General features: G+C 58.1%; 8 protein-coding genes. 7 read left to right on the top strand and 1 reads right to left on the bottom strand.

Annotated elements, in window-relative coordinates; translation table 11 throughout:
- The first annotated feature begins 247 nt into the window (after positions 1-247).
- The 4 genes from fecA (at position 248) to AO068_RS26190 (ending at position 5,221) form a co-directional block, all read left to right on the top strand.
- Complete coding sequence (gene fecA, locus AO068_RS15935; RefSeq protein WP_058408866.1) at positions 248-2,596, top strand: TonB-dependent Fe(3+) dicitrate receptor FecA; 2,349 nt, start codon at positions 248-250, stop codon at positions 2,594-2,596.
- A gap of 278 nt (positions 2,597-2,874) precedes the next feature.
- Positions 2,875-3,303 carry an HPF/RaiA family ribosome-associated protein gene (locus AO068_RS15940; RefSeq protein WP_002552231.1) on the top strand — a complete coding sequence of 143 codons (429 nt, stop codon included), beginning with the start codon at positions 2,875-2,877 and terminating at the stop codon, positions 3,301-3,303.
- Positions 3,304-4,217: 914 nt separating this feature from the next.
- Positions 4,218-4,550, top strand: a complete 333-nt coding sequence (locus AO068_RS15945) for a DUF3509 domain-containing protein (RefSeq protein ID WP_004663953.1) — start codon at positions 4,218-4,220, stop codon at positions 4,548-4,550.
- 338 nt (positions 4,551-4,888) lie between these two features.
- Positions 4,889-5,221 (top strand): YXWGXW repeat-containing protein, encoded by a 333-nt coding sequence (locus AO068_RS26190; protein WP_002552229.1) that lies wholly within the window; start codon positions 4,889-4,891, stop codon positions 5,219-5,221.
- A 60-nt stretch (positions 5,222-5,281) separates the two neighbouring features.
- Here the strand turns inward: AO068_RS26190 and AO068_RS15955 are convergent, their stop codons facing one another.
- Positions 5,282-5,770, bottom strand: coding sequence for a phosphate-starvation-inducible protein PsiE (locus AO068_RS15955; protein ID WP_054077840.1), 489 nt, complete (start codon positions 5,768-5,770; stop codon positions 5,282-5,284).
- 428 nt (positions 5,771-6,198) lie between these two features.
- Here AO068_RS15955 and AO068_RS15960 point away from each other — a divergent pair, with 428 nt between their 5' ends.
- The 3 genes from AO068_RS15960 to AO068_RS15970 all read left to right on the top strand — a co-directional run bounded on the left by AO068_RS15960 (position 6,199) and on the right by AO068_RS15970 (position 10,800).
- A complete protein-coding gene (locus tag AO068_RS15960) occupies positions 6,199-6,465 on the top strand; it encodes a YebG family protein (protein WP_005615333.1) in 267 nt (88 codons plus the stop codon).
- Positions 6,466-7,163: 698 nt separating this feature from the next.
- Positions 7,164-8,420, top strand: a complete 1,257-nt coding sequence (gene wecB, locus AO068_RS15965) for a non-hydrolyzing UDP-N-acetylglucosamine 2-epimerase (protein WP_058400600.1) — start codon at positions 7,164-7,166, stop codon at positions 8,418-8,420.
- A gap of 166 nt (positions 8,421-8,586) precedes the next feature.
- Entirely contained in the window at positions 8,587-10,800 is a 2,214-nt protein-coding gene (locus AO068_RS15970) for a cellulose biosynthesis cyclic di-GMP-binding regulatory protein BcsB (protein WP_058408867.1), read from the top strand.
- Positions 10,801-10,810 lie beyond the last annotated feature (10 nt).

Raw genomic sequence — 10,810 nt, forward strand, 5'->3', positions numbered from 1 at the left:
CGCCCCTCGGCGAGTTACTTTGAAGGGGCCAAAGTAACCAAAGCCCTTCGCTCCTGTTTCCGGCCCGACTTCGTCGGGTTCCTTCGCCCTGTCACCGATCCGGGGGTCGCCAAACGCATCACCACGCGAGGCGCGGGTGCGATAATCAAACCCGGAAAAATAATTTCAAAACCCGTGAGCCGTTTTCTGTTGCTCGCGTGACAGACAGTGAAAGCCTCTCTCAACCTTCCGGTCAAAGGACTCCTGCATGTCAGCCCGCCCTACCCAACTTTCTCCGCTGGTGCGTACGTTGCGCCATGTCATTTTCGGTGCCAGCCTTTCGGTCGGCAGTCTGTCGATGGCGCAAGCTGCCGAGGTGGCACCCAAGGCGTATCACATTGCGCCAAGCGAGCTTGAAGCTGCGCTGAGCCAGTTCGGTCGAGAGTCCGGTGTGTTGATTTCCTATGGTTCGCAAATCACCAGCGGCCTGAAGAGCCGAGGCCTGGAAGGTCAGTACACGCCCGAGCAGGGCCTCAATGCGTTGCTCGAAGGCACCGGGCTGCAGGCCCTGGCCGACGGCAATAACGGCTTCACCCTGCAACCGGTCAATGCTGCTGGCGCGCCTATCGAGCTGGGTGTGTCCACCGTGGTCGGCGACTGGCTGGGTGCCGCGCAGCAGACCAACGTTTTCGAACACCCCGGCGCACGTGATGTGATCCGTCGTGAAGAATTCGAGCGTGTCGGCGCAACCTCGGCGCGTGAAGTGCTCAATCGCATCCCGGGCGTCAATGCCCCGGACAACAACGGCACCGGCAGCCACGACATGGCGCTTAACTTCGGCATTCGTGGCCTCAACCCGCGTCTGGCGTCACGCTCCACCGTATTGATGGACGGCATCCCGGTGCCGTTCGCACCTTATGGTCAGCCGCAGCTGTCCTTCGCGCCGATCAGCATGGGCAACATGGACGCAGTCGATGTGGTGCGTGGCGGTGGTGCGGTGCGTTACGGGCCGCAGAACGTGGGCGGTATCGTCAACTTCGTGACCCGTGCCATCCCCGACGCACCTACCCTCAAAGGCGGCATACAGACCGAAACCAGCCCGTCGTCCAGCCACGATGGTTTCAAGACCACCGGCAACCTGCTGGCAGGTGGTACGGCGGACAATGGTCTGGGCGGCGCGATTCTGTATTCCGGCGTACGCGGCGGTGACTGGCGCGAGCACAGCTATACCCAGATCGACGACTTGATCCTCAAGGGCAAATACCAGATCGACGAAGCCAACAGCCTCAATGCCATGGCGCAGTATTACGATGGCGAAGCGCAGATGCCCGGCGGCCTGAACGTCAGGGATTACGATGCCGATCCGTACCAGTCGACGCGTCTGAAGGACAAGTTCTGGGGCCGTCGCACCATGTTCAACTTCGGCTACCGCTATGAAGAGGATGCGCGCGTCTTCACCGCCAACACGTTCTTCACCAAAACCCTGCGCAGCGGCTATCTGGATCAGGGCAGCTTCGTTTCCCTGTCGCCCCGCGAATATTGGGTACGCGGTCTGGAAACGCGCTTCTCGCAAGGCTTTGCACTGGGCGAGACCTGGCATGAAGTGGGCGTCGGCTACCGCTACGTCAACGAAGCGGGTCACGAACTGCGCTATCGCGAACCGGTGACCGGTAACCTGCCGACCACCGCCAGCCGCAACGACCGTGACACCCGCGGCGCGACTGAAGCGCATGCGTTCTACATTGATGACCGTATCGACATCGGCAAGTGGACCATCACGCCCGGCGTTCGCTACGAGATGATCGACACCGCGCAGAACAACAACCTGACCAACGCCCGCTATCAAGGCGACTACAGCACCGCACTGCCAGCGCTGAATGTGCTTTATCACCTGACCGACACCTGGAACCTGTACGCCAACACCGAAGGCTCGTTCGGCAGCGTGCAGTACAGCCAGATGCCCAACCGCGTTACCGGCGATGAAGTCAAACCGGAAAAAGCCCGCACCTGGGAACTGGGTACGCGCTACGACAACGGCAACCTGCGAGCCGAGATCGGTGCATTCCTGATCAACTTCGATAACCAGTACGACAGCAATCAGACCAACGACACCGTGATCGCACGCGGCGAGACGCGTCATCAGGGGATCGAGACCAGCGTCAACTATGCGCTGGAAGGCCTGAGCCCGGTATTGGCCGGTTACGATGTCTACGCGAGCTACGCTTTCGTTGACGCGACAATCCGTGAAGACGGCCCGAATAAAGGCAACCGCGTGCCGTTCTCGTCAAAACACAAAGGAACGATGGGCGTCAGCTACACCGAAGGGCCGTGGAAGCTGAATTTTGACAGCTCTTTCCAGAGCGACCAGTTCGCCGACAACGCCAACACAGCGGCCGAAAGCGCCGACGGCAGCACTGGCAAGATCCCTGGTTACATGCTGTTCAGCACCCGCGCCAACTACGATTTCGGCCCGCAACTGTCGGACCTCAACGTAGCGGTCGGGATGAAGAATATCTTCAACCGCCAGTACTACACCCGCTCGTTCGACGACAACAACCGCGGCAAATACGTCGGCGAACCGCGCACCGTGTACGTACAAACGTCGGTCGCATTCTAGTTCCCGGACGCCAGAGCGTGAGAGAAATGTTCTCCCGGACACCTCTCGTTCCTCACGCTCCGCGTGGGGGGGGGTGCCGTTCTGGACGCCCTGCGTCCGCTCCTGATTCTCAGCCTTGAATCAGGGCGGCCATTTTTTGCTGCGAAATATTTCTTACACATTGGGGTTGAATTGTCAGGCCATTGCCGCCAACACTGTGAATGAGCGCAAACGAAATCGATTCCGCAAGGAATCACGTAGTCCAGCCTCGCACGAGCAAGCCCTAATAAGGATTAACTATGCAAATCCAGGTCAATAGCGATAATCACATCGAAAGCAGTATCCGACTGGAGGAGTGGGTTCGTACCACCGTTGAAAGCACGCTCGAACACTACGATGAAAACCTGACCCGCGTGGAAGTCCACATCCGCGACGAAAACGGCGACAAGCCTGGCCCGCACGACATCAAGTGCCAGATGGAAGCTCGCCCCAAAGGACACCAACCTATTTCTGTTTCCCACAAGGCCGATACGGTAGATCAGGCTGTGGATGGCGCTGCTGTAAAACTCGATCACGCCCTCGAGCATCTGTTTGGCAAGCTGCGCGGCAAACGAGGTGCCGCACCGATCATCGCCGAGCAGGATGAAGATCCGGTCAGCCCGGACGCGCTGCTCGAAGAAGAATTTCTGGAAAAAGAGCAGGAGAAAGAAGCCGCTCGTCTGACCTGATGTTCCACTGACACGTTTTGCAAAAAAAGGGCGAACCGGCAACGGTTCGCCCTTTTTGTTTGCCATGGATTGTTCCCCATGAGCAGGCAAACGCAGCGCTCCACGCACGCCGACAATCTGTCGACCAGCGTGCCCTACACACGGTTGTGCCCCAATCAGTGCGCACCACAAACGCTCGCTGCACAGCTTTGGCCACCTTGCCCCATCGCTCGCCTCGCAGCGATCTCGATCGCCGGTTGCCGTCTATCGAATTTAACATTCAGCACCGGGCAGTCCGAGCACGGCACCTGACAGCCATAGGCGAGCAAAAAATCATGCCCCTTGCCTACATGAGCAGGCGGGTCAGCCCTTCAAACCGACAAGCGTTCAACACTCACCCTGCCGCTCTGCAGCAAGACGCTCAACGTCAGGACCTGGGCAGCAGGCGAGTACGGTTTTGACCCGTCTTTACGAATCTCTGACGCCAGAATTCGGTTGTCGGAGTGTCAGACAATCACTCGAAAAAGTCGTACGCAAACTGCATTCGCGAAAGGAGCAGGCCATGTCAGGGACGTGTTCTTCGCGCCTCTTCAAGAGCTCTTTTGCCAACCAAATCACCGGTTCGCATTGAAGCCAAACAAGCCGTGAAGCAACTGCAATGGGCTCCCGTTCAGCGGCTTATCGCGCATCACACATGCAATATGGCCCGAACCATGCAATGTCCTGCAGTACGCGCTACGAGGCTGGCCATCAGGAGGGCCACTTCCCGGCGCGGACTCGTTAAAGCGTCTCAAACGAAACCTGTCATCCACGCGAAAGACGACAGCAAACTGTCAGCAGCAGGCGAAGGAGTAACGCAACCGCTGATCAGTCGTCGAGAACCAAAAGGACTATTACCCGGTCAACTTATGCAGACCATTGAGCAGGTGAATGATATGGACAATCCTTTTCAGATGATCACGGACACTTTTCACCCCGACTATCGGGTGAATCTGAGCATTCAAGGGCTGGACGGCAGCATCATGCTGACCCTGTCCAACGAATGCGGAGTCGTTGCCAAGCGTCTGATCAGCGCAGCGCAACGCAATGACCCGCAACGCCTGCGCAAGCTTATCGAAAGCGTGCAATTCGGCATCGCCATCGAGCGTGGCGAAAGCGCGATCAAGATTCTTGCAGCGATGACTGATGGTGCCACGCTCAAAAAGACACCTGGCCCGGCCAATGGTCTGTGGTCGCAGAATCAGGCCGCGGTGAATGCCGGGGTTTGACGGGCGCTTTCTTCTTCCGATTCAGTGCCTTTGATGGCGCTGAATCGGGATGGAATTCATTGATGCCGTTTTTCATCAGTTACGTTAACTGAATATCTTCAGCGGCGTGTATCGCGGCCGATTGGTCATCAACTTCAAGAAAAAACCCATACTCGCCATGCCCCCTTATGCAGCCTGCAAGGCCTGAAAAATCAGGCACTTCGCCATCAAACTCCCTCCCGCCTCTTCAGCAAAAGTACAGATACATCCTGCTACAACAATCCTTGCGCAGAAACATTCGAGCGACTGGGCACTGCGTTCAGCGCCACTGCACCTGCGGATGATTCCGAGGAGGCAACATGTTCTTAAGGTATGGGGTATTGATCGCATCACTTGCGATAGCGTCAGGCTGTGTCGAAGAGCGGGTGGTCCATGAGCGACCACACGTACATCATGAATACGTCGAAGAAGTCATCGCCCCGCAACCACCCCCTGAGCGGGTAATCGAAGTAGAACCAGCGCCTCGTCCCGGCTACATCTGGGCGCGCGGTTACTGGCACTGGAACGGGCAGCGTTTCGTGCCGGTTCATGGTCACTGGGAGGCGGAACGACCTGGCTACCACTACGTGCATCCGCACTGGGAAAGCGCCGGAGACGGCTGGCACTGGCATGCCGGTGTGTGGCTTAACTGACAGGCGACTTCCATAGCAACCTACTGGCGGCGTCGATCACCGATGCCGCCAGTGTCTCGATCAGACCTCGCCTTTCTCTTCGGTCACAGCGCCTTTGACCGAACTGGACGAATCGGGAATCTTCGCCGACGGGTATTTGTACGACGCGTAGCGCACCACCAGAATTGCAAACGCCAGCAACAGAATGCCGCCACACAGGTAGATGATGCCGATGTCCGGCGGGTTGTGGTGGGACACGTCGGAAATCAGCAGGCGGGTCAGTGCAGTGATCGCAACGTAGATCAGGAAGCGCACGGGCATGTGGTTGGTCTTGAAATAAATCCCGGTCATCGCCCCCAGTTCCAGGTAGATGAACAGCAGCAGGATGTCATCGACCGTGACGTTGCCTTTCTCGACCATGCCCAGGAACGCAACCACTGATGCCCAGGCAGTGATCGCGCCAATCGCGAACAGCGCCAGAAAGTGAAAGCTCTCGACGCAGAGATTACCCAGTGACTCGGCCTGGCCATGCACGCGGTGTCTTATCTTTACTGCCCATTTGTTTCCCATGACGCTCTACCTCTGAACCTTCGTTTATGCCGACCGGATGATGCCGGGTACTGGTGACACCTTTAGTGGCCTGCTTTTTAAAGCAGGAACAGGGCCATAGGCTATGGTTGAGAGCGCGACGGGTTGTCGCAAGGCACATTTGCAGCGCAAAAAAGATGCTTAAACGCCACTATTCAGGGAGGGGTTGATTGGTGCAGGCTTTTTACTGTATAAAAACACAGTAATCAAGAAATCACCTTCAACGCCGATGCGTCGGAGAGCGGCCTTCATGCAGACCCTCATATGGATATGCATGCAGCGCCCCGCTACACCTGACCGGCATGCTGGTCTTGCAGGATCAATGCTTTTGCATACCCGCTGGTCAGAGCGTGAAGCGCTGAACGTCCGGGTCTAGCCCTTTCAACACTGGATAACACGACGAGGCCAAAATGGCTGTTGAAACCCTTTACCGCAGTACCCGCGATCTGGAGACTACTTTCGTGGACCGTAAACTCGCCGATGCGCACGATCAAATGCTCGAGCTGGCCGAGCTTCTCACCGACGTCCTGATCAAGAACGTGCCGGGGATCTCGGAGAAGCATGCAGAGGATGCGAGTATCTACATGGCGAAAAATCGCGCCGTCTTTGCCGCCGCCTTCAAAAACAACGCGACTGCGCTCAGCGAGCTGTCGGAGCCTGCCGAGTCGGAAGGCTGATTGCGTTCTGCACCGCGACCCCCTCATTTGGAGGGGTTCGCTAATCATTCTCATTTAATAACTGGGCAACTGTCCGCATTGCTGCTACAACTCAATAGTGCAGCTCACTTAACTTTAGCGGTATGTAAGCTATTCCTTAACATCTCGTTCACCTGCAGCGCATCAAACTCGATACAAAAGCAAAGTTCCACACTGTCATTATATCAGCGCCATTTTTGTGAACCCCTTCGCTTTTCCTGTCATTAATCAGGCGTCAGTATTCTGCTGTAGTGATGCACGCCACAGCACGGCGATTTTTGTTGGAACTTTTTGCCATCATGGCGACTTTCAGCACATTAGCGTCCTTTGAAAACAGCCTGACCGACGCTATCATGCGCCCGCAAAACCCCCGTATTCATTGGGCAAAACGGATTTTTCAAAAGTTATAACCCTGAACTGACCATCCTGAAAAACCAAAGTTCCTGAAAACTATTACTTTGAAAAATAGTTAATAAAACATTTTGCTTTATTATTTTGTTCTGCTAATAATCCCGACAATTCCGGGTAACAAGGCACATTGCTACATCACATTGAAGTGAATATCGAGCTATGCACTCCGATCTTCCCCGCCCGAGAAACTCATTAACTCGCCAGCTGGTCACGCTGCTCTCAGCCTGGCTTTGCTATTGCGCGGCGCGCTCAGAGCGCGGGAGGAAATAATGGCTGGTCAGCAACCGAGGATGAAGGTCCTTTCCATATTCGGCACTCGTCCAGAGGCCATCAAGATGGCTCCGTTGGTCAGAGCACTGGCCGCAGAGCCGGGTATCGATTCGAGAATCTGCATCACCGGACAGCATCAGAGCATGCTGCAACAGGTGCTGGACATGTTCGAGCTCAAGGCCGATTACAGCCTTGATGTGATGCGCCCCGATCAGACTCTGAACTCCCTGACCGCGGCGCTTTACGCAGCTATCGATCCGATTCTGGACGAGATGAAACCGGACAAGGTGCTGGTTCATGGCGACACCACATCAGCAATGGTGGCGGCCATGTCAGCCTTTCACCGACGTATTCCCATCGGCCACGTCGAAGCGGGCCTGCGCACTGGCGATATCCGTCAGCCGTGGCCTGAAGAGATGAACCGTCGTTGCATCGATCTGATCTCCGATCATCTGTTTGCACCGACGGCCGAGTCGCGCCGCAACGTGCTGGGCGAGCGCCTGCAAGGTATCTCGTTCGTGACCGGTAATACCGTGATCGACGCCCTGCACCTGACCGCTCAGCGGATCGACAGCAACCGCCAGTTGCGCCACGCACTGGATCGCCAGTTTTCGTTTCTGGTACCTGAACGCAGGGTGTTGGTGGTGACCGGGCATCGGCGCGAGAATTTTGGCGACGGCTTCCTGAATATCTGCAAGGCGCTGGGCGAACTGGCCCGACGCGACGACATACAAATCGTCTACCCGGTGCATCTGAACCCCAACGTTCTGGGGCCGGTCACCGAGCACCTGGGCGATTTGCCCAACGTGCACCTGATCAAGCCTCTGGATTACCTGTCGTTCGTGCGCCTGATGCAACGCGCCCACGTCATCCTTACCGACTCCGGCGGCGTGCAGGAAGAAGCGCCGTCGCTGGGCAAGCCGGTGCTGGTCATGCGTGATGTCACCGAGCGTCCCGAGGCAGTCGCAGCGGGTACTGTACGTTTGGTAGGCACCGAGACCGACGCGATCATTAGTGGCGTGAACGCCCTGTTTGATGACGACGCCTTGTGGCAGAGAGCCTCCCATGCCGCCAACCCTTACGGCGACGGCAAGGCCAGTGCGCGCATCGTCGATGCCCTGATGGGTCGTCCGGTGGATGAATTTGTCGCCGAGCTGCCGCGTTATCGCACCGACCCGGTCGATGTGCAGCTCGACACGCTTATCCAGCCTCAGCCTCAGCACCAGCATAACCAGATGCGCTCGATGGCAGGTTAGCGAGAACACGCGCAGGTAGCGCAAAAGAACACCAAACATATCCGCAGGAAGCAGTCCGCAGACGATACGGGCACCCGGTTCACACCGAGTGCCCGAAAAACGTTGTAGCAGACCGGCAGCCTGTATCAAGACCCAATGGCCTTGAGCCTTTACCGAGATCTGCACGATGAAATCTTCCGTTGCCGTAAACATGGGCGCGTTGAACGTCCTTGCCTGCGGGATGAGCCTGCTGGCTCTGATGCCTGCATTTGCCCTGGCTGCCGAAAGCCCGTTGACCCAGGCGATCAACCGAATCACTGCCGACAGTCGTCAGGAGCGAGTGATCGAGCTGCGGGAACTGGGCATCGATCGCCCGATCATTCTCAGTGCCACTGATGCGCGCCGTGAGCTTTACCTGCCGGTGCCCGCCAATGTGCCGCTGACGGATGCGACGCTGAATTTTGACGCCAGCTATCTGAATGGCGAAGCAGGCCGCAACACGCTGCTACTGTCGCTGGATGGTTATCCGGTGCGCGCGCTGGGCCTCAACGAAGAACAGGGTAATGCCAGTGCCGTACTGGGCGTCGACAAGGCAGCCCGGGAAAGCGGCTCGGTGCGCCTGGGCATTGCCTGGTCCTCGGTGATCTCGAAAGTGCTCTGCGAAGACGAACGCGCCATCGGCAATGTGCTGCGCATTGATCCGCACACGCGCCTGACTTACGGCTATGACGCCAGCAAGTTGCAGGATGTGGGTGCGGCGTGGAATGCACTGCCCGGCAAACCTGGCCTGTTGGTCGCCCCCGGCACCTTGTCGAGCGCCAGCTACGACGCCGCCTGGCGTCTTGGCGTAGCGCTGGAACGCATCGGTAAACAGGCGCGTATCCTGCCGTTTCCTGCCGTGCAGGACAGTGTGGACCTGAGCGGCCTGAATATTCCGGCAGAACTCAAGCAGATTCCGGCATTCGCCAGCCTTGACGGCAAAGGCCAATACACCTTGCTCGACCCGGCGCAGATCGGCGCATTGCTGATGCTTGGCCAGACCCCGGCATTGCAGGGCGATCTTGCGATCAGCGATCCGCAACTGCTCAAGGCAATCGACGACGCTCTGAACGCCCTTCAGGCACAGGTACAAGGACTTGACGCAACCGCCGCCGCAGCACTGGGCCAGTGGCGCGAACGTCATATCAAGCAACCGCTCGCCAACAGCAGCGAAGACGTGAGTCTGGCCCTGCTGGGCAATCGCGCGCTGCTGATGATCAAGCCGGAGTCGGCGAACAAGGCCATCGGCCTGTTCAGTTCTGCGTGGAACAAACTGGCGCGCAATCGCCAGTTGACCATCGGTGAAGAAACCGCAATGCCACTCAGCGAAGACGGTCGCGTAGCGCTGACGCGCCTGGGCGGCAAGCCCGGCACGGTGGATGTGCTGGCTAAAACCGACTGGAGCGCCTCGTTCCCGCTGGGCAGCGTGGCCTATGACGGGCGCGTACCGGTAACCGCGATGATTGATGTTGCTGCGGCCCCCGGCGCATCCGGAACGCCACCGGTTGCGACGCTGTTTCTCAACGACTACCTGATCGGTGCGATGCAACTGACTGCCGATGGCAAGAAAGAGCGCATCGAAGCAAGAATTCCGCAATATGCACTGGCAGCGCAGAACACCTTGCGCGTCTCGTTCCAGCGTCAGCCGGTCAGCAACCAGTGCCTGGAGACGCCACAGGCGTTCCCGATCTCGGTATTGCCGACCAGCCATGTGGTACTGGACAAGGTCACGCCTGACGAAAACTTTTCGGGCATGGCAGCACGCTTCGCTACGGACACTCAGATAATGGTGCCCAAGGCCTATCTCGAGCGCCCGGCCAGCAGCCTGCCGCAAGTGATCCGCGTCGCCAGCGCTTCCGGTGTCTCGCCGCTGCGTGCGCAACTCAGCGTCAGCGATGACGCCAGCGTAGCCGTGACGCCCGCCAAAGCGTTTCTGGCGTTCGAACTGCCAGTCAAGGATGGCGTCGAGTCGGTCAAGGCCAGCAACGACGGGCATCTGCTGATCAATCACAAAGAGCAGACGCTGCTCGACCTCAAATCCCTCAACCACCTGGCCTCGCTGCAAGTGATCGACGCGGGCGGCCAGCACGGCATGATCTATCGCACGCTTGGCGGTCAGGCCCCGGTTTTCGAGCGCCCGCTACTGCTGGAGCGCGGCAACGCCACGCTGTTGGCTGACAACGGCCCGATCGCCACCTTCGACGCCAAGGACCCGACCGGCAGCCAGATGATCGAAGACGAGCAAAGCACTGGCCTCGACGCCTGGCGCAAACCGTCGCTGCTGTGGCTGATTCCGGCTGGCATCGTACTCTTTCTCATCCTGTTGCTGGCTGGCCGTAGCGCCCGTCGCAATCGCTCGTAACGGGCCGCCG

This window comes from Pseudomonas sp. ICMP 3272 (assembly GCF_001466905.1).
GTDB lineage: Bacteria > Pseudomonadota > Gammaproteobacteria > Pseudomonadales > Pseudomonadaceae > Aquipseudomonas > Aquipseudomonas amygdali.

Coding starts and splice junctions, on each gene's coding strand:
- fecA (WP_058408866.1), top strand. CDS start 248: ATGTCAGCCCGCCCTACCCAACTTTCTCCGCTGGTGCGTACGTTGCGC.
- AO068_RS15940 (WP_002552231.1), top strand. CDS start 2,875: ATGCAAATCCAGGTCAATAGCGATAATCACATCGAAAGCAGTATCCGA.
- AO068_RS15945 (WP_004663953.1), top strand. CDS start 4,218: ATGGACAATCCTTTTCAGATGATCACGGACACTTTTCACCCCGACTAT.
- AO068_RS26190 (WP_002552229.1), top strand. CDS start 4,889: ATGTTCTTAAGGTATGGGGTATTGATCGCATCACTTGCGATAGCGTCA.
- AO068_RS15955 (WP_054077840.1), bottom strand. CDS start 5,770: ATGGGAAACAAATGGGCAGTAAAGATAAGACACCGCGTGCATGGCCAG.
- AO068_RS15960 (WP_005615333.1), top strand. CDS start 6,199: ATGGCTGTTGAAACCCTTTACCGCAGTACCCGCGATCTGGAGACTACT.
- wecB (WP_058400600.1), top strand. CDS start 7,164: ATGGCTGGTCAGCAACCGAGGATGAAGGTCCTTTCCATATTCGGCACT.
- AO068_RS15970 (WP_058408867.1), top strand. CDS start 8,587: ATGAAATCTTCCGTTGCCGTAAACATGGGCGCGTTGAACGTCCTTGCC.